Raw genomic sequence first — 20,727 nt, forward strand, 5'->3', positions numbered from 1 at the left:
TTGCGTGGTCCTTCCATCGTCGTCCGGCCGCCCTGCCGGCCCGGCCTCAGCAGGGCTCCCGGAGCAGCTGTTCCAGACTATCCAGCAGCCTCAGCGCGTCCGCCCGCTGCCGGGGCCCCAGCCGCTCGCCCGGCTCCGGCGCACCGGCCGCCGCCGGCGCGTACGCCGCCATCCGCAACGCCGCGGCGGCCTGCCGGGCGAACATGGCGAGCAGATCCAGTTCCCGGATGTCCGTGCGGGCACGGGGGGACGGGTCGAGCACCTCCAGCACACCGAGCACCCGGCCGTCGCTGATCAGCGGGGCCGCCATCAGGGCGCTGGGCACGAACTCGGTGGACTCGGCGAGCGAACGGTCGAACGAGGAGTCCGTGCTGAGGTCGTCCACCACCATCGGCTCGCCGGACGTCGCCACCCAGCCCGCGATCCCGCGACCGGCCGGGAACCGACGGCCCACCAGGAACTCCTCGCCCCGGCCCGAGACCGCCTGGAAGACCAGCTCGTCCGCCTCCTCGTCCAGCAGGAAGACCGAACTGGCCGCCGCGCCGAAGATCGCGCGGGCCACGTCGACGACGGACTGGAGGAGCTCACGCCGGTGCGGATCGGCCGACGGCACCCTGCCCGCGGCGGACGCTGATTCAGTTCTCGGAGTCATCACAAACCTCTCCTGCCGGGGTGGAAAGCCGCGGACCGAACCGCACGTTGGCCGCGGAGAGATAGAGGGCGTTCTTGAGCTGGAAGGCCGTCATCCTCGGATGGGCCGAGAGCAGCCGCGCGCACAGTCCGCTGATGTACGGGGTCGCGAAGCTGTTCCCGGTGGTACGGATCGAGGTGCCGCCCAGCCAGGGCACCGTCACGTTCTGGCCGGGGGCGAAGAACTCCACCGGCGGGTCGGGGTTGTAGAGATGCAGGCCCGGGTCCTCCTCCTGGTGGCTGCCCACGGAGATCACCGAGGCGAACCGCCACGGATAGCTCTCCACCGGGGAGTTGTGCGCCGAGGCGACGACGACCGTCCGGTTGAAGTAGGCGTGGTCGGCCAGCGCGTGCAACTCCTCGGCGAACCGGGCACGAGTGGTGGACAAGGACAGGTTCACCACGTCGAAACCCTGCTCCACCGCCCAGCGCAGCCCGGCCAGCAGCACGTCCCCGGTACCGGAGAACCGCTCGCCCAGCACCCGTACGCTGTGCAGTTCGCAGTCCGGAGCGGTCCGCCGGATGATGCCCGCGCAGGCGGTGCCGTGTCCGCAGGAGTCCCCGGTGTCGGTCGGCCGCACCTCGGTCCCGCCCGTCTCCGGGTCCTTGACCACCACCCATGACCCCTCTACCGGGCCGACGCCCGGATGATCGCGCTCGACGCCCGAGTCCACCACGCAGACCCGTACGCCCCGCCCCGTGCCCGGTACGCCCCCGGCGTCGTGCCCGGGGCCGGCGTCCGCGAGTACCGCCACGTCGTCCGGGCCGCGCCCCCGCAGACTCCAGGTCAGTCCCGGCCCCGGTGCCGTGTCCGTGGTCGTCATCCCTCAGCTCTTCTCCGTCGTGGCCGCCGCCGCTCCGACGGCGAGCCGTGCGGCCCACCGCCGGCCCGGCAGATGTCCCTTCTCCGTGAACCCTTCCCGGGCCTCCCGCGCCGCCGCCGCCGCGCCCGCCGCATCGCCCAGCAGCGCCAGCGTCCGCGCCCGGTCCAGCGACGCGGTGGCCCGCACCAGCGGGGAATCGGTCAGCAGGGAGTCCCGCACGGCACGGTCCGCGTGGCGCAGGGCCGACGCCCCGTCCCCGGCCCCGGCCGCCAGCCGGGCCCGCAGTCCCGCCAGGTCCACCCGGTCCGAGTGCGGCAGCGACCGCGGTGCCCCGACCCCTTCGAGCCACGCACCGGCATCGTCCGGCCGGTCGTCGTCGAGCAGCAGCCGCGCCGCCTCCAGCGCGATGGCCGGACGCATGGACCGGGCCCCGCCGCGCTCCGCCGCACGGTCCGCCCGGACGAGCAGGTCCAGGGCCGGTCCGGTGCGCCCGAGCAGCGCCTCGACCGTCGCCCGGAACACCGGCAGGAAGACCTCCGCCTCCGCGTACCCCAGCTCGTCGGCCAGCCGCTCCGCCTCGGCCAGGCACTCCCCGGCCCGGTCCGCCCGGCCGTGCAGGGCGTAGAGCACGGCCAGCGGACAGTTCAGCGTGGTCCGTACGGCGGGGCGGCCGGAGCCGTGCGCGGCGAGCAGGTCACGGCAGCGGTTCACCGCGACCGGTACCGGCTCCGGGCCGCGCCACAGCGAGATCCCGATGGCCCCGAGCGCGGCCGCCCGCTCCGGCTCGGCCTCCGCCCGCACCGCGTGGTCCAGGGCCAGGGTCAGATCGCGGTCGGCCTCCTCGTGGCGGCCGGCCAGCTGCAACCGCTGCGCGAGCCGCAGCCGGGCCCGGGCCTGCCCGACGGAGTCCCCGGCCGACTCGAAGAGCGGCAGCACCGACCGGGCGGTGGCCGACACATTCGCCGAGGCCGGGTCCAGCACCGCCAGCGCGAGCCGGGCGTGCGCGGCCTCCACCGGCGCGGTCCCGATGGCCAGCACCTGCCGCAGCAGCCGTTCCCCGTCCTCGGAACGGCCGAGCGCGAGACGCACCTCGCCCAGGCGCCGCAACGCCGGGGCCGCGGCCGGATCACCGGCCGGGTGCAGGTCCACGGCCCGCTCCAACAGGCCCTGGGCCCAGTGCAGATCGGAACGGGCCAGGGCCTGCGCACCGGCCGAGGCGAGCGCCGCGGCGGCCCGGACCCGCAGGGCGGCGGCCCGGTCGTCGGCCAGACCGAGCTCGGTGCGGTACCGGTACGCCCGCTCCAGGTGCCCGCCGACCGCCGCCTCGCCCGCCGCCGTCACACTGGGCAGCTCGGACGCCCAGGCGTGCCGCTCGGCCTTGGCCCGCTTCGACAGGGAGGCGTACGCCACCTCCTGGACCAGACCGCTGCTGAACCGGTGCCGGCCCGTTCCCGGTTCGCCGCCGGGCGCGGCCTCCACCAGCCGGCGTCCGCACAGCCGGGCCAGCGCGCGGGCGACCCGGCCGCGGTCGTCCTCCGGTGCGGACACCTCGGGGTGGGCGGCCGGGGCGGTACGGGCCGCGCCCTCCGTCCCGCGTGCCGCCCGGGCCAGCCGGACGAGTTCGGGCGCGGTGAAGTCCCGGCCGACGACCGCCGCCAGGTCCAGCGTGGTGCGTTCGGCACGCTCCAGCGCGCCGATCCGGGCACCGAGCAGCGCCTGGAGGGTCGGCGGCAGCGCCGCGCCCGGCACGTTCCGCGCACCCTCCGGCGCCGGGCCCGCGGGGACGAGGAGCTGTTCCAGATAGAGCGGGTTGCCCTCGGCCCGGTCGTACAGCTCACGGTCGTACCCGCCGGGGGCGGCCGGAGCGGCTTCGTCCGGGACGGTGCCGTCCGGGGCGGTTCCCGCGCCCGGCCCGGTCAGTTCGCGGGCCAGCAGGGCGGCCTCGTCGCGCGGCAGCCCGGTGAGCGGCACGATCTGCGCCGGACGCGCGGCCGGGTCGGCGACGGCCGGGGGGCCGTCCGGGCGGCCCGGACACACGATGAGTCCGCCCGCCCGGCCGAGCGGCCCGGCCAGCCGGTTCACCGCCCGCACCAGCAGCGGTTCGGCCCAGTGCCAGTCGTCGAGGACCAGCAGGACCGGCCGCCGCGCCGCCGTCCGGGACAGCACGGTGACCAGCGCCGCGCACATGTCCTCGAACGGGGCGTTGGGCGTGCCGTCGTGCAGCAGACCGCCGCGCAGCAGCGCCCAGGCGTCCGCCACGGACGCACCGGACCGCCCGGACGCCCCGTCCAGCGCCTCCCGGGCGACGGGCGAGCCGAGCACCTCCCGCACCGCGTCGGCCAGCGACGCGAGGGTGCCGTGGTCGCCGTAGCTGCGACAGCGCCCGGTGCCGACGACCGGCCGCTCGGGCCCGCCGAGCCCGGTCAGCCACTCGCGCGCCAGCCGGGTCTTGCCGATCCCCGCGTCACCGACGAGGCGGACAAGACCCGGGCCCGCCCCGCGCACCGTACGGTCCAACGCCTCGTCCAGCGAAGCCAGTTCCGCGGCGCGGCCGATGAACGGCACGTCGAAACGGCGCAGCAGCTCCGGGTCGTCGGCGCCGAGCGCGATCAGCCGGTACGCGTGCACGCTGTCGGTCTTGCCCTTGAGCCGCAGCGGGCCCGTCTCCTGCACGACCACGGTCGGACCGGCCGCCTCCAGGGTCTGCGGGCCGATCAGGATCTCACCGGCCGCCGCGTTCTGTTCCAGCCGGGCAGCCACGTTCACCGTCTCGCCCGAGATCAGCGCCTGCCGGGTGCTGGCATCGGAACTCGCCACCACCTGACCGGTGTTGACGCCGATCCGGATGTCGAGCCGGATGCCCAGGGTGGCTTCGAGATCGGTGTTCAGCTCCGCCAGCGCCTCGCGCATGCCGAGCGCCGCGGCGAGCGCTCGCCGCGCGTCGTCCTCACGCATCACCGGCACCCCGAACACCGCCATCACGGCATCGCCGATGAACTTCTCCGGAGTGCCGCCGTGCGCCTCGATCCGCTCGCTCATCACCGCGAAGTAGCGCAGCGTCACGGTGCGCAGGGTCTCCGGGTCCAGCAGCCCGGACAGCGCCGTGGAGCCCACCAGATCGCAGAAGACCGCGGTGACCAGCTTGCGTTCGTCCTCCGGCGCCGCGGCGACCGGGGACGGGCACGGGGTGCCGCAGGACGGGCAGAACCGTGCGGCGGCGGGCAGTTCGTGCCGGCACGAGGTGCAGTTCATCAGGGTTCCTCTCTGCTTGGTCCGGCCGGAGCGGCGGGCCGGGTCACGGGAACCGGCCCGCCGCGCGGTGACGGTCCTGACGGGGCAGGACCCGGACGGCCCCGGGCCGGCCGGCCTCAGAAGAGGGCGCCGCCCGCGATCTCGCCGTGCGCCTGCACCTCGGGCCCCACGGCGTCGAGCCGGCTCTTGATGTCGAGCAGCACGGTGAGTTCCTCCGGCGCGAGGTCGTTGAGCACCTGGCGCTGTTCGTCGGTGAGCAGATCGACGGCGAAGCCGGCGCCGTACAGCACGGCGAGCCGGTCCGGTGGTTCGGTCATGTCTGGCCTTCCCTCGGGACGGACCGCCCGGCTCCCCGCACCGGCGGTGCCGGTCCGGTGCGCCCGAGCCGGACGAACAACTGGGTGAGCGCGTCCGTGGTGTGCAGGGCGCTGACGGCGACGGCCGTCTCCTGGCCCCGCGACAGCGGCAACCGGTCGAGCAGTGCGTACAGTTCGCCGGCGTGGCCGTTGTCGAGCCGCGCGTGCTCGTGCACGGTGCGGAACGCCGGGGCGGGCAGCCCGGTCGAGCGGGCCAGCCGCGGTGCGAGGCCGGCCGCCGGGGCGTGCCCCTCCAGCACCGCGATGTAGCCGAGCAGCGCCACCGGGTGGTGGTGCTCGATCCAGTAGTACTGGGCCCCCGCCAGGGAGGCGACGAGCGGGGAGGGGACCGGGTCCAGCGCGGCCCGGGGCCCGCTGCCCGCCGCCGACAGGTCCTCCAGCAGCCAGCTGTCGTGCTCCGCCTCCTCCCGGATGTGCCCGTCCAGGTAGGCGGCCAGTGGCGCCCCCAGCGGATCGCCGCACCGGGCCAGTTGCTCGGCCCGTTCGGCGGCCCGTTCCATCAGCGGTACGGAGGCCCGGATGACCGTGTGCATCGCGCACAGGTAGGCCCGGTAGCGGGGCAACAGCCCATCGGACCGCCACAGCGCGGCCGACGAGGCACGCAACGCCGGTTCGGCGAAGGCGAGTTTGACCCGCAGCCGCTCGGAGGCCGGCAGCCCGCGCCCGCCGCAGCGCGCTCCCGGCGCCCCGGTGGGGTTCACGACCCGGCGCCTTCCGTCGCCGGACGCGGGTTCCGCCCGCCGCCCGGGGCCGCCACCAGACCGGCGTACGCGGCACAGCCGTGGCGTCGTACCAGCGACACCGGACCCTGCTCGTGCTGCCGGCGGGCGGCGGTCAGATCGAGCAGCGCGCCGGCAGCGCCTGAGGCCAGCGCGTCGGCAGCCGCGACCACCTCCGGCAGCCCGCCCAGCCGGCGGCAGTCCCCGCAGTAGGAACCGGCCGGTGTGCCGGGCGACCAGCGCTGCCGCAGATGGGCCGGGCCGACCGTGCGGACCAGACGCAGCAGCGGCGAACCGAGCGTCCGCGACCGTACGGCCGGCCAGTCGTCCTGCGCGACATGGCCGAGCCGCAGATGGGGCGGTACGGGGCGGTGATCCACCGCGTCCTGGTTGCAGCAGGCCAGGACCGTTCCGTCGAAGGCGACCACCGGCCAGGCGGCCATCGCGCACGGCAGCGCCCCCTCGCCGTCCGGCACGGTCCGGGCCGGCCGGGCCCAGGACGCGGCCCGGCCGAACGGCCGCACCTCGTTGACCAGGGACGGCACCGTGCCGTTGAAGGCCCGGTCGATGTCCGCGGTGACGTCCGCGAGATAGCCGTCGTCCGCTCCGGTGCCGGTGAGATGGAAGCTGACCGCCACCCCCAGTTCGCGGATCTCGCGCACCGCGCGGAACACCGCGGCCCGGGGCACCTCCCGCTCGTGCGGCAGGTCGAGGCTGGCGGAGAAGTGGTCGAGCGTGCGCACCGCCCGCCGCACCGGGTCCGGGAGCCCGCCGGACCGGGCGAAGAACATGCCGCTGAGCAGCGCGGTCCGGGTGCCGGCGGCCCGCGCGGAGCGGGCGAGCGAGGTCACCAGGCCGGGCCGGAGCAGGGGTTCACCGCCGGTCAGCATCATCACCTCGGGCCGGTCGGCGGCGGTGAACGAGGAGACGAACCGTTCCAGCGCGTCCGCCTCCGGTTCCTCCCGCACCTCCGGCCCGGAACCGGTGGAGCAGTGGGCGCAGCGCAGCGGACAGCGGCGGGTGAGGGTGACCAGCACTCCACCGGCCGGGACCGGCCGCAGTCCGATGAGTTCGGCGAGCTCCATCCGGCCGTCTCCTTCGGGCGTAGGGGCGCGGCGCGCGGCCGCGTGCGCGGACACAGCGTCCCGCCGCACGGTTCGGCACCGGTCCGGATCCGGTTCGGGGCCGGTATGGCCGCAGGCCGGACGGTGTCCGCCGGCCCGCCACCGGCACCGGCGGACGCCCGCCCGCTCCCGTCCACCGCCGGTGAACTGCCGGGATACCGCCGCCATACCGGCGTCGAGCCGTTTGCCAGGCCGGGGCTCCTAACTTTCTGGTCAGCGGCAGGCACTCGCCGGCCGCAACCGGAAGAACCGGGGCACGCCCCGGAACGACCGGAGACCGCTGAGTCATACGAGTGGACGGAGACCACCATGGCCGAGAACACCAAGCCCGCCGGCGACGACAACGAGACCCCCGAGGTCGAGGCGCACTCCGTTCTGGACCTGCAGGAGACCGCGGGTGTCCACGAGCGTGAGATCGACGGCAGCTGCGTCAGCACCGTGAGCCTCGTCCTGTCGGAGCAGTAAGGGCTGATGACCGGGCCGCGGCGCCACCCCGGGGAGGAACCTTCCCCGGTGGCGCCCCGGCCGGCCGGAACGGGGCGGCTCCGTGACACGGAGACCGCCCCGCCTCGCTTTTCCGGGCCGGGCCCCCGCGTTCACCGGGCCCCGGCCCCGGTGCCGGGCCGTCGCCTTCGCCGGGCCACTGGCCGAGCCCTGTCCCCGAACCACCGACCGGGAGCCGACGATGGCCGCCTCGCTACGCAACAACCGGGACTTCCGACTGCTCTGGATGAGCGGTCTGTTCGCCGTTCTCGGCACTCAGATGACCGCACTGGCCCTGCCGCTCCTCGTGCTCCGCGAGACCGGATCGGCCGTGCAGGCCGGTGCGATCGGCACGGTGTCCGTCACCGCGGTCCTGATCACCATGCTTCCCGGCGGGGTGATGGCCGACCGGGTGGAGCGCCGCAGGCTGATGCGCCTGTGCGACCTGGGCAGTTTCTGTGTCGTCGGCGCCCTCGTCGTGGCGGTGTGGACCGGACACGTCCCGCTGGTCCTGGTGCTGCTGGTCGCGGGCGCGGGCGCCGTCATCGGCAGCCTCTACGGGCCCGCCGCGTTCGGGCTGATGAGGAGCGTCGTGCCCCCCGAGGACATGGGGACCGCGACCGCCCGCCTCCAGGCCCGTACCGCCACCGCGCGGCTGGTGGGGCCGATGGTCGGGGGCGCCCTGTTCGGTCTGCACCCGGTGCTGCCGTTTCTCGCCGAGGCCATCGGGCTCCTGCTGTCCACGGTCTGCGTGGCCCTGGTACGCACCCGGTCCAGGTCCGAGAGCGGGGCCGGATCGGCTTTCAGCAAGGCCGAGTTGACCGCCGGGCTCTCGTTCCTGTGGCGGTTGCCCTATCTGCGGACCGTGCTCCTCGTCTTCGGACTCGGCATGAACTTCGCCTTCGGCGCCCTGACGTTCACCGCGCTGACCGTCTTCTCGGGCGGTGGAAGGTCCGGGCTCGGCGGCGGCACCGTCGTCACCTTCATCTCGGTCGGGGCACTCAGCGGCGCGCTCCTCGCGCCCCGGCTGCGTCCCGAACGTCATACCTGGGCGCTGATCGCCGCCACCTGCTGGTTCTGCGTGGCGAGCGCCCTCGCGATGGCCTGGGTCCGGGTGCCGTTGTTCGCCGGGCTGCTCTGCGCCGCCTGCATGTGCCTGTCCACCGTGGCCAGCATCGGCTTCCTCTCCACCCTGCTGGCCGTCACCCCCGGCGACCGGGTGGGCAGGGTGCAGAGCGCCGCCGGGTTCCTCTCCTCGCTGGTCCAGCCGTTCGGGCCGCTGGCCGGGGGCGCGCTCCTCACCGCCTTCGGCAGCCGGACGACGTTCGGGGCGATCGCCGGGGTCCTCGCGGTGTCCGCCGCCGTCGTCACGTTCGCCCCGTCCGCCCGGCCGGGCTCGGCACCACCCGAACCGGCCGCACCGGACGCCCCGTCCGACTCGGAGCCGGCGGACGTGGCGGACGCACGGCCCGGACCGGACGTACCGCCCGCACCGGCCGCGGCCGAGACCCCCGCGGACCGTACCGGGGCCGGCAGCCCCCGCCCCTGACCACGAACCACAGGAGGTATGCCGTGCCCGGCATCCAGGAGACCCAGCTGTACTGCCTCGCCGACCGCCGCTACTACGAGACCCCGGACCGGCTGCCCGACGAGAACACCCGCTACCCGCTCGACCGCGCCGAACCGCCCGCCGGCTGGCGGCGCGGCACCGGCGGCCTGTGGACCGCGCTGCACCCCGAATCCGCCCGGCTCCCCGAACAGGGCTGGAAGATCCACGTCTCCACCGTCCCGGAGGAGGCCGAGCGAACCCTCGCCGACACCGCCCGGATCTGCCTGGAGCAGGGCGTGGCGTTCAAGTTCCTGCGCAGCGAACGGGCCCTGCGGCTGATGTCGGCGAAGTACATGAACCGGTCCGGCGCGGGGAAGTTCCTCACCCTCTACCCCGAGGACGAACCCGCACTCCTGAAGCTGCTCGATGCCCTGGGCGAGGCCCTGGACGGGCGCAGCGGACCGTACATACTCAGCGACCTGCGGATCGGGAACTCTCCCGTGCACGTCCGCTACGGAGCGTTCGTCGAACTCTGGTGCAGGGACGCCGACGGGGAACGCGTCCGCGCGATGCGCCACCCGTCCGGCCGACTCGTCCCCGACACCCGGGGCGTGGTCTTCCGGATGCCCGAGTGGGTGACCGTCCCCGCCGAGCTGCGCCCCCACCTCGCCGCCCGTGCCGCCGCCCACGACGACAGCTTCCCGTACGTGGTCACCGAGGCGCTCCAGTTCTCCAACGCGGGCGGCATCTACCTGGCCGAGCACCGCACCACCAAGCAGCGGGTGGTGCTGCGCGAGGCCCGGCCGCTCTGCGGACTCGACCCCGCCGGGGACGACGCCGTCACCCGGCTGCACCGCGAGCACCGGGCCCTGACCCGGCTCGCCGGACTCGACTGCGTGCCCGAGGTGTACGGCGTCCGCACGGTCTGGGAACACCACTTCCTCATCGAGGAGTACATCGAGGGCACCACCCTGTTCGACGAGATCGTCGAGCGTTTCCCGCTGGTGCGCGGCGAACGCACCCGCGCCGAACTCGACGCCTACGCCCGCTGGGCCCGGTCCGTCACGACCCGGCTCGCCGACGCCCTGGACCGGATCCACGCCCGCGGACTGCGGTTCGGGGACGTGCACCCCGCCAACATCATCCTGCGCCCCGACGGTCGTGTGGTCCTGATCGACTTCGAGTACGCCACCGACCTCGACGACCAGGACACCCCGCTGGCGGGCGCCCCCGGCCTCCAGGCCCCGTACGGCACCGAGGGCGCCGAGGCGGACGACTACGCGCTCTGGGCGATCTGGCTGCACATCCTGATGCCGCTGATGGAGGTGACCGACCACGACCGGGGCAAGGCCCTCACCATCGAACGCTGGGCCCGCGCCCGGTACGGCCCGGCCGCCGCCGGCGGCCCGCCCCGCCCCGCCGCGGTCTCCCACGGACTGCCGGCGGACAGCGGCGAATCCACGGTGGACGCGCTGCTGCGCGGCCCGGAACCGGACTGGCCCGGCATCCGCGAACGGATCGTCGCGGGCATCCACGCCGGGGCCACCCCGGACCGCACCGACCGGCTCTTCCCCGGCGACCCGGCGGGCTTCACCACCGGCGGGATCTGCGCCGCGAACGGTGCCGCCGGGGTGCTGTACGCCCTGCACCGCGTCGGCGCCCCGGTCCCCGGCGAGTACGTCGACTGGCTGGCGCGCACGGCACCGCGCCGCGCCCCGGACACCCCCGGCGGGCTCTTCGACGGGCTGCCCGGCGTCGCACTGGTCCTGGCCCGGCTCGGCCGCCGCGAGGAGGGCCGCGAACTGCTCGACCGGGCCCTGCGGGCCCCCGCATCCACCTCGGCCGACCTGCGCACCGGTACGGCGGGAACGGCGCTGGCGGCTCTGCGGTTCGCCACGGACGGAACCGGCGAGCCCGACCGGGAACTCCTCGACCGGGCCCTGCGGACCGCCTGGGAACTCGACTCGCTGGTCCGCGGCGAGCCCACCGCCGGCGGCCCCTCCGCCCCGCATTCGGCGGGTCTGCTGAGCGGGCTCTGCGGGGCCGCGCTGCTCCACCTCGAACTGCACGCGCACACCGGCGAGGACTGGCTGCTCCGCGCCGCCGGGGCGGCACTCGCCCGGGAGGCCGGGCACTGCGTGACCATGCCGGGCGGCAGCGTGCAGGTGAAGGACGGGAAGCGCCATCTGCTCTACCTGGACCAGGGCAGCGGCGGCGTGGCCCTGGTCGCGCAGCGCTATCTGACCCACCGGGAGGACCCGGCGCTCGCCGCCCTGCTGCCCGGCATCGGGCAGGGATGCGTCCTGGAGTTCATCCGCGAACCGGGGCTCTTCAGGGGCCGCAGCGGACTGGTGGCCACCGCCCACCAGCTCGCCGGCGGCGGGCCGGGGCCCGAGGTGCTGGACTCGGTACGGAACCTCTCCTGGCACCTGGTCGCCGAACAGGACCGGCTGCTGGTGCCGGGTTCCCGGCTGCGCCGGTTCTCCGCCGATCTCGCGACCGGCGCGGCGGGGGTACTGCTCGGCCTGCACACCGTGTTCGCGACGCCGGACGAACGGCCCGACCTGCTGGACGTGCTGACGCTGGGGTGAGACGCGGCCACCGCCCGGTCCGGTCGGAACCGGTCCGGTCGGAACCGGGCCGGGCGGCGGCCCGAGGGGCGTCGGGCCTATGTGTGGTGGGCCCCCGCCGGTTCCGCGACCGGCTCCGGTACGGCGTTGCGTTCGCGGGCGTACAGGCTCGTCAGGCGCGGCAGTTCGTACAGCACGCAGTGTGCGGTGACCTCGCCGCTGGGGGAGGACACCACCCCGGCGTCGATCAGTGACTCCACCGCTCGCAGCGCCTGCCGTTCACCGCAGCCGAGTGCCGTCATCGCCTCCGGCAGGGTGAACGGTCCCTCGCGGACCGCGGAGGCCAGCAGGGTCAGCGCCTGTCCGCTCCCGGGCGACAGGTCCTGCCAGCCGGAGGCCAGCCGGGCACGCACCGAGATGTCCCCGGCCACCAGCTCGTCCAGCGCCCCGGCCGGATCGGCCAGCCGTTCCGCGTACTCGGCCAGCGGCAGATGGCGCAGCACCGCCAGCCGCATCCCGCTCACCCGCACCGCCAGCGGAAGCAGCCCGCAGGCGTCGACCATGCGCAGCGCGGCGGCCCGGTCCAGACCCACCCGGCCCGGCCCGATCAGTCGGCCCAGCAGTGCCAGCGCCTCGGCCGGGGCCAGCGGGGGCAGCGCGATCCGGTGCACCGGCGCGAGCCCGGCCAGCTGACCGCGCGCGGTCAGGACGAACGAACTGCCCCCGGTTCCCGGCAGCAGGGCCCGTACCGACGCCTCGTCCGGCACGTCGTCGAGCACGACCAGCGCGCGGTGCGCGGCCAGCCAGTGCCGCCAGTGCTCCGCGTCCGTCATCGGCTCCGCCGGATGCGGACCGCCGGTCAGCCGGGCAAGTTCGCCGACGACCTCCACGGCGGGGCGCACCGCCCCCTGGCCGTCGCGGACCCGGATGTGGATCCGGCCGTCCGGGTACCGGTCGGCCAGCAGATGGGCCGCCCGCACCGCGAGCGCCGTCTTCCCGGTCCCGGCGGCCCCGGTGACCGCCACCACCCGGCCGTTCTCCCCGCCCAGGACGTCCAGCAGTTCCCGCAGTTGCTCGCCCCGGCCGGTGAAATCGGGTATCTCGGCGGGCAGTACCGCCCGCAGCGCGGGTGCCCGGCGCGCCGGGGCCGCGCTGCCCGGCCGGTCCGCGGTGTCCCGGCCGGTCAGCATCGCACGGTGCCGGGCGGCGATGGCCGCCCCCGGTTCCAGGCCCAACTCCCGTGCCAGCAACTGGCGGTAGTCGTCGTACACGGCGAGCGCCTCGGCCCGGCGGCCGGTCCGGTGCAGGGCGTCCATCCAGGCCGCCCGGATGCGTTCGCGGGACGGATGCCGTTCGGCGAGGTCCCGGAGCCCGTCCACCACGGCGGGCGCCCGCCCCAGCGCGATCTCCGTCTCGGCCCAGTCCTCGTGCACGGTCAGGCACCGGGCCTCCAGCCGCTCCGCCGCCGAGGCCACCTCCGGCGAGTCGCGCAGATCGTGCAGCGGCGGCCCCTGCCACAGGTCCAGCGCCCGGCGCAGCAGACCGGCGGCGGCGCGCGGATCGCCGTCGTCGGCGGCCCGGCGGCCGGCCGCGGCCAGCGACCGGAACCGCAGGGCGTCCAGCTCGTCCTCGCCGACCCGCAGCAGATAGCCGCCGCAGGAGTGCACCAGCCGTTCCCCGCCACCGCCGTCCGGCCCCTCGGGACACCGAGCGCCGAGCAGTGCCCGGGTGGAACTGATGTACACCTGGAGGTTCTTGCGTGCCGTGCGGGGCGGCGCGTCCGGCCACACCGCGTCGGTGAGCACGTCCACCGGTACCGGAGTGTTGGGCCTGCTGAGCAGCATGGCCAGGACCAGCCGCTGCTTGCGCGGCCCGAGAAGCAGCGGTCGCCCGTCCAGGTGCCCGGAGAGCGGGCCGAGGACCGAGAGGCTCAGCGCACCGGAGGACGGGGCGCGGGTGGGGGGTCGGGTCATGGACGGGCCTCCGAAGAACCGGGGGGACGGCGGTGGCGGGCTGCCGGTCGTACCCCTGGATGGTCCGCCGACGGCTGCGGCCCCCACATCGGTGCCGGGCCCGCATGTTCCGTACCGGCACCCGACCAAACCCGGCCCGCGCCCCCATGTTGGGCCCGTGTACCCGTCATCCGTACGTGGGGGAGACACCGCGGGCCGCCCCCGAGCCCCCGTGTGCGGTCCCGGACCGCCGTGTCCGGTCCCGAGCTCCTGTGTCCGGTCCCGATCCGCCGTGTGCGGTCCCGGACTGCCGTGTCCGGTCCCGAGGTCCTGTGTCCGGTCCCGATCCGCCGTGTGCGGTCCCGGACCGCCGTGTCCGGTCCCGAGCTCCTGTGTCCGGTCCCGATCCGCCGCACCCGGCCCCGAGCCCCCGTGTCCGGTCCAGATCCGCCGCACCCGGTCCCGTACCGCCGCACCCGGTCCCGAACCCCGTGTCCGGCCCTGCCCCCGTATCCGGCCCCCGGTCAGTCGCGTTCGGCCGCGCACTCGGCGGAGAACTCGCAGAGTGCCGCACGGTCCGCACGCCCCGTCTTGCTCAGCAGACTCGCCATGTGCTTCTCCACCGTGCGTGGCGATATGGAGAGCCGCCGGGCGATCTGCTGATTGCCCGGCCGCTCCGCGAGCAGCACGAAGACCTCGTACTCGCGCGGCGTCACCCCGCTCGTCCGCAGCTGGGCCGGTATACGGTCCCAGCCGCCCCGGTGCTGTCCGACGCTGGCCCCCGCCTGCCGCAGCGCCGCCCGGCACGCGGCGGCCACCGGCTGGATGCCCGCCCCGTAGAAGTACTCCTCCGACGCCCGCAGCCAGCTCACCGGCTCGCCCCACTGCTCGGCGAGCGCCGCGCCGGCGACCAGCCGCAGCCCCAGGTGGCGGGCGAGCGGAAAGGCGGCGGCCTCGGTGACGGCCGCCCCGACCGACCTGGCGGCCCGGTCCGCGTCGCCCGCGCGGCCGTGCAGGACGCCATCGGCCAGCCGCAGGAACAGCTGGTTCCACGCCAGGTCCGCGCCGGGGCTCTCCAGGATCGCGTCGAGCTCCGCCCGGCCGTCCCGGCCGTCGAGTATCCGCAGCAGCGGACGCAGACCGTAACGTCCGCTCAGGTAGAAGAAACTGGGGTGTTCGAGCTCCCAGGCCAGCGAGGCGTCCAGGTCGGCCAGCGCACCCTCGCGGTCCTCCTCCAGCAGCGCCGCGAAGGCGCGGCAGAGCCCCAGTTGCAGCGGGACGAGCAAGGACTCCTCGCCGCCCGCCCGGCGGAACCGGACCATGGCCCGGTCCAGGTCCCGTCTTCGGCCCCGGTGCGCGGCGAGTGTCGCCGAGGCCAGCAGCAGATAGCGGTGCGCCCCCAGATTGCGGACCCGCGCACTGGCGGCCACCGACCGCTCGATGATCTCGTGCGCCCCGTCCCACTCGCTCCGCATCACCGCGTTCATGGCGAGCAGCCCGTCCACGGTCTGCGTCGGCACCAGCGCGCCCAGCGACTGGGCGGCGGTCCGGGCCGTCTCCAGCCCGGCCGGGTCACCGGTGCGCATGAACGTGTTGGCGCCGAGCCGGACCAGCGCCTCCACCCGCCACACCGGCAGGGCGTGCTGTTCGGAGACCGCGAGCATCCGCTCCAGGCACGCGTCGGCCTCGTCGAAGCCGCGCTCCCGGGAGAGCAGCGCCAATAACTGCCAGGCCTGGCAGGCGACCACGGGGAGTTTCCGCTCCTCCGCGACGGAGGCGGCCCGGCGCGCGGCGTCCTGCGCGGACCTCTGCCGCCCGTGGCCCGCATGACCGGGCAGCAGCGCCAGATGACCGTCCACCACGTCGAGCGCCGCCTCCTGCTCGGGGCGGACGGCCGCACCGAGCACGCTCCGCGCGGTCCGGATCTGCCCGGCCGCCTCGTCCACGCGCTCCGCCATCACGGCCGCCCAGGCGATCCGGATGTGGGTCTCGCCGCGCTGCTCGGCGGCGTCGGAGCGCGGCGGCACCGGGGGAAGCTCCGCGGTCAGCGCCAGAGCCGTGTCCAGCTCACCGGCCTCGGCATGGGAGACGGCGAGCGACTCCGTGATGCTCCGCAGATCGCTCTCGTGGGCGAGCGAGCGGGCCCGTTCCAGCAGGATGACGGCCGAACCGGACGCGCCCGCGGCCAGCATCCGGCGGCCGACGTCGGCGAACTGACGGGCCGCGCCGTGCCGGTCGCCCCCGGCCAGTTGCAGCGTTGCCATCAACTGCCGCTGTTCGTCGCCGAGGTGATGCTCGGCGGCAGCCAGGGACAGCGCCGCTCGGCGGGCGGTCGCGGCCCGCTCCGCCGGCGCCAGCGAGGCCACCAGCGCCTCGGCGGTCAGCGCGTGCCGGAAGGTGTAGCGGTCGGGGTCCGCCCCGTCGGGGGCGATGATGTTCGCCTCCACGGCGGAGCGCAGATGGCTGAAGAGCGTACGGTCGTCGAACCCGGTGACTGTCTGGAGCACGGTGACCGAGAACCGGCTGCCCAGCGTGGCCGCGCACAGCAGCAGCTCGCGCACCGGCTCGTCGAACCGGTCCAGCCGCCGCGACCAACTGCGCACCACCCCGGTGGGCACCGACGCGTCCGGGTTGACGTGCTCCTCCCACCGGCCGCCCGCCCGGCGCAGCTGGCCGGAGTCGAGCAGATCGGCGAGCAGCACCTCGACCAGGTACGGATTGCCGCCTGCCCGGGCGGCCAGCCGTTCGTGGGTGGCCTGCGGCACCTCGTCCGGGGCGGCCTCCAGGCACGAGGCGGTCATCTCCCGCACGTCCGTGTCCCCGAGCGGCGCCAGCTCGCGCACCGTGGCGACCTGCCGCCGTTCCGCCGAGCGCACCAGGTCGAGTGCGACACCGGGCTCCGGACGCAACGTCCCCAGCAGCAGCACCGGCAGGTCCGCCACATTGTCGATGACGTACTCCACCACCGCGATCGTCTCGGTGTCGGAGTCGTGCAGGTCCTCCAGCAGGATCACGCAGCCGTGTTCCTGGCCGAGCACCGACAGCAGCCGCAGCAGCGCCTCTGCCAGCTCGACCACCGTCTCCGGATAGCCGGGGGAGGAGCCCCGGCGCCACTCCGGCACCAGCCTGGCCAGCGCCGGACGGTACGGGTCCAGCTCCGGGTCGGTGGGTGTCCCGGCCGCCCGGAACCGCGAGGACAGCGCCTCGATCAGCGGGCGGAACGGCACCACGAGCCCGGTCGACGTGGCCCTGCCGCGCAGCACCGGCATGCCCCGCTCGTACGCCCGGTAGGCGCACTCACCGGCCAGCCGGGATTTGCCGATGCCCGCGTCACCGACGAAGAAGACCGCACGTCCCGAACGCCGCGACGCGGCGTCCAGGGCATTGCTCAGCAGGCCGGTCTCAGCGACACGCCCGACAATCACTGACGAAGTGGCACGCATGGACGCAGACTACTTGAGCCACTACCCACCGGTCAGTGCCGCAAATCGCTTGATCCCAAAAGGAATTGACTCAAACCCAGGTCATCGTGGTCCACGGCAGGTCCGAGGTGCAGTCGGTGCTGCCGTCCGCGGCGCCGAGGATTCTGCTGCGCAACCCCAGTCTGCCGCCCGCACCCAGGGCGATCCTGCCGACGGGGTGCTCGTCGGCGAAGTCGGCGAAGTCGTCGAACTCGTTGGTGCGGAAGGCGGAAGCTTCGAGGGTCTGCACGGTCTGCATGGTCTGCCTCTTCTCGTGGGAGGTTGTCGTTGCGTGAGCGGCGCGACGAGACGTGTACGACGCGGTGGTACATGAGCGGTGAGGAAGTACGTGCTGGGGTACGGGTGTTACGGGTGTTACGTGCGAGACGCGGCGGCGTGAGGGCAGGGCGGGCGGTGGGGTGTGAGCGGACTGGAGGCGTGAGGGGCAGGGGCGGTCGCTGAGGTGTGGGCGGCGCGTGGACGCAGGCTCCGGGCCCTCGCCCGGCTCTCGTCCGGCCCTCGCCCCGCCATCACCCGGCCCTCGCTCCGGCCCCGGATCCGATCCGGTTCCGTCCCGTGACCGCTCAGCCGGGCGCCGCCGACACGGTGGGACCGGCGAGCAGCAGCATCGACGGCACCCGGTCGGGGAATCCGGCCCGCAGCAGTCCGTGCCCGATCCCCGCGAGCCCGGTCAGCAGCCCCGGATGAGACACCTGACCGGGTGTTCCGCAGCGCGGCTTCGTCCGGTCGGCCGCCGCGAGCAGCGCCCCGGCCCGCTCCACCCAGCGGGTGCGGGCACCGGAGGGTTCGCCGCGGCGCAGCAGTTCGAGGACGCCGAGTTCGCCGTGGCACAGGCTGTCGTCCGGCGGCGGTTCGGCCCGTGCGATGTCCGCCGCCGCCTCGTGCGCCCAGGCGGACAGCAGTGGGTCGCTCTGCGCCGCTGGGCTGTCCAGCACCGCCAGCGCCACGCCCGTCCTGCCCCGGCACCAGGAGATGTCGTGGTCCACGGCACCGGTCGCGGCCCGCAGCGCGGCGAGCCCCGAGGCACGGTACGGCTCGCCGCCACCCGCCTCGGCGAAGCGCAGCAGCGCCCAGCCGATCCCGGCGGACCCGTCGGCGAATCCCGGTGCGGCGGGCAGCGACGCCTCGCGCAGCATCCCGGCGCAGCGCTCCGCCGCACGCCACACATCGGCCCGCCCGGTGACCCGGTACCCGGCGAGCAGACCGGCCAGCCCGCCGGCCGTGCCCCCGCGCACCCCGTAATCGCTCTCGGCGACGGCCGCCGCACCGGTCAACCGCAGTGCGGGCAGCACCAGTCCACCGAGGCGCGGGTCGTCCAGCGCGTCCGAGACCTGCGCCAGCGCGTACGCGATCCCGCCGATCCCGGCGAACGCGCCCGAGCCCACCGGGCCCAGATCGTCCGGGCGCGAGTGCAGCACATCCAGCAGCCCGGCGAGGGGCGCCAGCGCGTCCCGGGCTGCCGTGGCGTACCGGTCCGCCCCGGTGAGCGCGGCGAGCTGGGCGAGGAAGCACGCCGTACCGGTGTAGCCGCCCGCCAGATCGGCGGCCATCGGGCCCAGCCGCCAGTAGCGCTCGTCGAGCAGCTCCAGGCCGATCCAGTTCAGCCGAGTGGGCCCGGAGTAGGCCTGGGACACCAGCTCGTCGCCGACCGACCGGGCCGCCGCGAGCAGCTGGTCCGGATCCGGCGCGGTCGCGGCCGTACGGACCCGGCGCGGGCCGGGCCGGGGCTCGTGGGCGGGCTCGCGCGAGGTGGTCACCATCGCGGCACGGATGATCCGTTCCTGGTCCTGGCGGTCCACCGTGCCCATGGCCGCCAGTTTCGCGCGGGCCAGGGAGAGCCCGGTCCGGGCGAGTGTGCCGGGCAGCAGCCGGCCGGTCCCGCTCCACAGGTCGGTACGTTCGGGCAGGGCGGTGAACAGGGGCACGTCGCCCGACCACAGCTGGGCGATCTCCTCGTCCAGCAGACCGGGCAGCGCGGCGGATCCCAGAGTGTCGGTGCCCAGCAGCGCGAGCACCTCGTGCCGTTCGGCGGCGTCCTTCATCAGGTCCGGGTGTGTGGACTCGTCCAGGAGCGAGGCGTAGATCCAGGTGGGCCGCACCACCACCCGCACCTCGTCGTGTGCGAACCGGTCCAACAGGCCACCGGTGCGCAGGAGTTCGGTGCGAGCCTCCTTGATCGCGGTGTAACCGGCGCGGAATCCGGCACACAGCGCATGGGTGAAGGCGGACGGGTCGGCGGGCGTTCCGGTCAGCCGGGGCCGGTTCGCCGAACCGCCGAACCGGGCCGTCCGGCGCACCAGCCGCATCCGGTCGGTCCCCGCGTCCGCCCAGTCCACGCTGCGCACCGGGGAATCGGCCGCCTGCCCACCGCCGATCCCGGACATGTCGAGCGCCGACTCGTCCCCGACGAGCAGCTGCGGCAGCAGCCCCACCCGGTGCACCGAGTCGTGCAGGGCGCGGGCCGCCGGATCGTCCGAACCCGCGGCGGTCAGCGGCGGGTGGAACAGCGTCTCCACATCGACGAGTACCGGGTACTCCCCGTCCGCGATCAGGTTCTCGTGGTGCAGGTCGGTGCCGTCCAGCGCGTGCAGCAGGGCCAGCAGGGCACCCTGGCGCCGGTAGAAGGTCTCGACCTGGCGGCCCGAGCGGCAGGGCCGTTCCGCGACGAACTCCACCCAGCCGTACGGCCCCCGGTCCAGCAGGGCGAGCGTACGGAGTCCGGGGGTGCCGGGCAGCGCGTTGAACCACTGGACCAGTTCGTTGAAGTGCTGGTGCGCGGCGAGCGGACGCGGCTTGTAGACCAGCCGGGCACCGTCCTCGAACCGGAGCAGCATCACGGTCCGCCCGCCCCGGTGGCCGTCCCCGGCACCGGGATCGACGCCCACCAGGCGCCCGCCCCCGGCCTCTTCACCCCAGGACTCGTGGACGCCCGGCAGCACCGGCCGGTCCGCGGCCAACCGGACCAGCATCTCGGCCAGCGCGGCGGCGGTGTCGAGCGCGGTGCGCGCCAGGATCCGGGCCAGTACGGGGTACGTGGTGCAGAGCGCGGCCAGTCCGGACCGGGCGCCGGTCAGCCGCAGGAAGTCGGTGAACCGGTCCTCGGGGCCGTCCCCGGCCAGCCGCCCGTCCCGCCGCGCCGTGTGCAGCTCCAGGACCAGCGTCCGGGCGGCGAGCCGCGCGAGCCGCCGGGACAGGTGGCGCTCGAAGTCGTCGTGCACGGCGTCCAGATCGACGTACCGGCTCAGCCGCCGCGGCAGACCGTCCCGCATCCGCCGCGCGGCGCAGGCGGTGAACGGGGCGAGAACACGCTCGAATCCACGCAGCCCCGGCAGCTCCTCCCGGTCGCCGATCACCGCCCGCTCGGGTGCGGCGGCAATCGCGTCCCGGACGAACACCGCCCAGTCCGGGGCGCGTTCGGGCAGCGCGTCGCCGGTCAGCGCCGGCCGCCACCACGAACCATCGGCCCAGGAGGCCCCGTCCGCCGCCGGCCGTTCGGCCTCCAGCAGGCCGACCGCATCGGCGGAAGTACCCGCTGCCGCAGCCGGACATGACGCGGAAGAGACGCCCAGCCGTCGGCCGCCCGCATGGATCTCCGCCATCGCACCTCCTCGGTCCGGCGCCGGCACCACCGGTCCGCCACGCCCCATACTTCCGGCGATCCCCCCCGGCGGGCATGGGGGCAACGCCCCCATCTTTCTGCCCACG

At 75.1% G+C, this 20,727-nt stretch carries 13 protein-coding genes; 3 read left to right on the plus strand and 10 right to left on the minus strand.

The annotated features are described in order from the left end of the window. Positions 1–46: 46 nt before the first annotated feature. From OG842_RS25445 to OG842_RS25470, 6 genes are all read right to left on the minus strand, one after another. Entirely contained in the window at positions 47–652 is a 606-nt protein-coding gene (locus OG842_RS25445; RefSeq protein ID WP_266732856.1) for a GAF domain-containing protein, read from the minus strand. Further along, a complete protein-coding gene (locus OG842_RS25450) occupies positions 636–1,514 on the minus strand; it encodes a S8 family peptidase (protein WP_266732857.1) in 879 nt (292 codons plus the stop codon). Before OG842_RS25450 ends, OG842_RS25445 begins: the two co-directional genes overlap by 17 nt. Before the next feature lie 3 nt (positions 1,515–1,517). Further along, positions 1,518–4,766: an adenylate/guanylate cyclase domain-containing protein gene (locus OG842_RS25455; protein ID WP_328512544.1), complete on the minus strand. Its 3,249-nt coding sequence runs from the start codon at positions 4,764–4,766 to the stop codon at positions 1,518–1,520. Between the two features lie 116 nt (positions 4,767–4,882). Further along, positions 4,883–5,083, minus strand: a complete 201-nt coding sequence (locus OG842_RS25460; protein ID WP_148836333.1) for an aroma-sacti cluster domain-containing protein — start codon at positions 5,081–5,083, stop codon at positions 4,883–4,885. Next, the gene (locus OG842_RS25465; protein ID WP_443064005.1) at positions 5,080–5,844 is read right to left on the minus strand and encodes an iron-containing redox enzyme family protein; all 765 of its coding nucleotides are present in this window, start codon (positions 5,842–5,844) and stop codon (positions 5,080–5,082) included. The genes OG842_RS25460 and OG842_RS25465 overlap by 4 nt, the downstream gene beginning before the upstream one ends. Beyond that, entirely contained in the window at positions 5,841–6,947 is a 1,107-nt protein-coding gene (locus OG842_RS25470) for a radical SAM protein (protein ID WP_266732860.1), read from the minus strand. The genes OG842_RS25465 and OG842_RS25470 overlap by 4 nt, the downstream gene beginning before the upstream one ends. 348 nt (positions 6,948–7,295) lie before the next feature. Between OG842_RS25470 and OG842_RS25475 the strand changes: the two genes are divergently transcribed. From OG842_RS25475 to lanKC, 3 genes are all read left to right on the plus strand, one after another. Next, positions 7,296–7,451 carry a hypothetical protein gene (locus tag OG842_RS25475; protein ID WP_266732861.1) on the plus strand — a complete coding sequence of 52 codons (156 nt, stop codon included), beginning with the start codon at positions 7,296–7,298 and terminating at the stop codon, positions 7,449–7,451. Positions 7,452–7,671: 220 nt separating this feature from the next. Continuing rightward, entirely contained in the window at positions 7,672–9,018 is a 1,347-nt protein-coding gene (locus OG842_RS25480) for an MFS transporter (RefSeq protein WP_328512545.1), read from the plus strand. 23 nt (positions 9,019–9,041) lie between these two features. Further along, entirely contained in the window at positions 9,042–11,609 is a 2,568-nt protein-coding gene (gene lanKC, locus OG842_RS25485) for a class III lanthionine synthetase LanKC (RefSeq protein WP_328512546.1), read from the plus strand. A 77-nt stretch (positions 11,610–11,686) separates the two neighbouring features. On the opposite strand, the gene OG842_RS25490 is transcribed toward lanKC, so the two are convergent. From OG842_RS25490 to OG842_RS25505, 4 genes are all read right to left on the minus strand, one after another. Further along, entirely contained in the window at positions 11,687–13,561 is a 1,875-nt protein-coding gene (locus tag OG842_RS25490; RefSeq protein ID WP_266732865.1) for an AfsR/SARP family transcriptional regulator, read from the minus strand. A 503-nt stretch (positions 13,562–14,064) separates the two neighbouring features. Beyond that, a complete protein-coding gene (locus OG842_RS25495; protein WP_328512547.1) occupies positions 14,065–16,983 on the minus strand; it encodes an ATP-binding protein in 2,919 nt (972 codons plus the stop codon). 70 nt (positions 16,984–17,053) lie between these two features. Next, positions 17,054–17,260, minus strand: a complete 207-nt coding sequence (locus OG842_RS25500; protein WP_266732868.1) for a hypothetical protein — start codon at positions 17,258–17,260, stop codon at positions 17,054–17,056. Between the two features lie 325 nt (positions 17,261–17,585). Further along, positions 17,586–20,621 (minus strand): type 2 lanthipeptide synthetase LanM family protein, encoded by a 3,036-nt coding sequence (locus OG842_RS25505; protein WP_328512548.1) that lies wholly within the window; start codon positions 20,619–20,621, stop codon positions 17,586–17,588. Between the last annotated feature and the right edge of the window lie 106 nt (positions 20,622–20,727).

Origin of the sequence: Streptomyces sp. NBC_00376 (genome assembly GCF_036077095.1) — a bacterium.
Classification (GTDB): domain Bacteria; phylum Actinomycetota; class Actinomycetes; order Streptomycetales; family Streptomycetaceae; genus Streptomyces.

Bases quoted from the DNA above. Each gene is read 5' to 3' on its own strand.
- OG842_RS25445 (WP_266732856.1), bottom strand. From the start codon at position 652: ATGACTCCGAGAACTGAATCAGCGTCCGCCGCGGGCAGGGTGCCGTCG.
- OG842_RS25450 (WP_266732857.1), bottom strand. From the start codon at position 1,514: ATGACGACCACGGACACGGCACCGGGGCCGGGACTGACCTGGAGTCTG.
- OG842_RS25455 (WP_328512544.1), bottom strand. From the start codon at position 4,766: ATGAACTGCACCTCGTGCCGGCACGAACTGCCCGCCGCCGCACGGTTC.
- OG842_RS25460 (WP_148836333.1), bottom strand. From the start codon at position 5,083: ATGACCGAACCACCGGACCGGCTCGCCGTGCTGTACGGCGCCGGCTTC.
- OG842_RS25470 (WP_266732860.1), bottom strand. From the start codon at position 6,947: ATGGAGCTCGCCGAACTCATCGGACTGCGGCCGGTCCCGGCCGGTGGA.
- OG842_RS25475 (WP_266732861.1), top strand. From the start codon at position 7,296: ATGGCCGAGAACACCAAGCCCGCCGGCGACGACAACGAGACCCCCGAG.
- OG842_RS25480 (WP_328512545.1), top strand. From the start codon at position 7,672: ATGGCCGCCTCGCTACGCAACAACCGGGACTTCCGACTGCTCTGGATG.
- OG842_RS25490 (WP_266732865.1), bottom strand. From the start codon at position 13,561: ATGACCCGACCCCCCACCCGCGCCCCGTCCTCCGGTGCGCTGAGCCTC.
- OG842_RS25495 (WP_328512547.1), bottom strand. From the start codon at position 16,983: ATGCGTGCCACTTCGTCAGTGATTGTCGGGCGTGTCGCTGAGACCGGC.
- OG842_RS25500 (WP_266732868.1), bottom strand. From the start codon at position 17,260: ATGCAGACCGTGCAGACCCTCGAAGCTTCCGCCTTCCGCACCAACGAG.
- OG842_RS25505 (WP_328512548.1), bottom strand. From the start codon at position 20,621: ATGGCGGAGATCCATGCGGGCGGCCGACGGCTGGGCGTCTCTTCCGCG.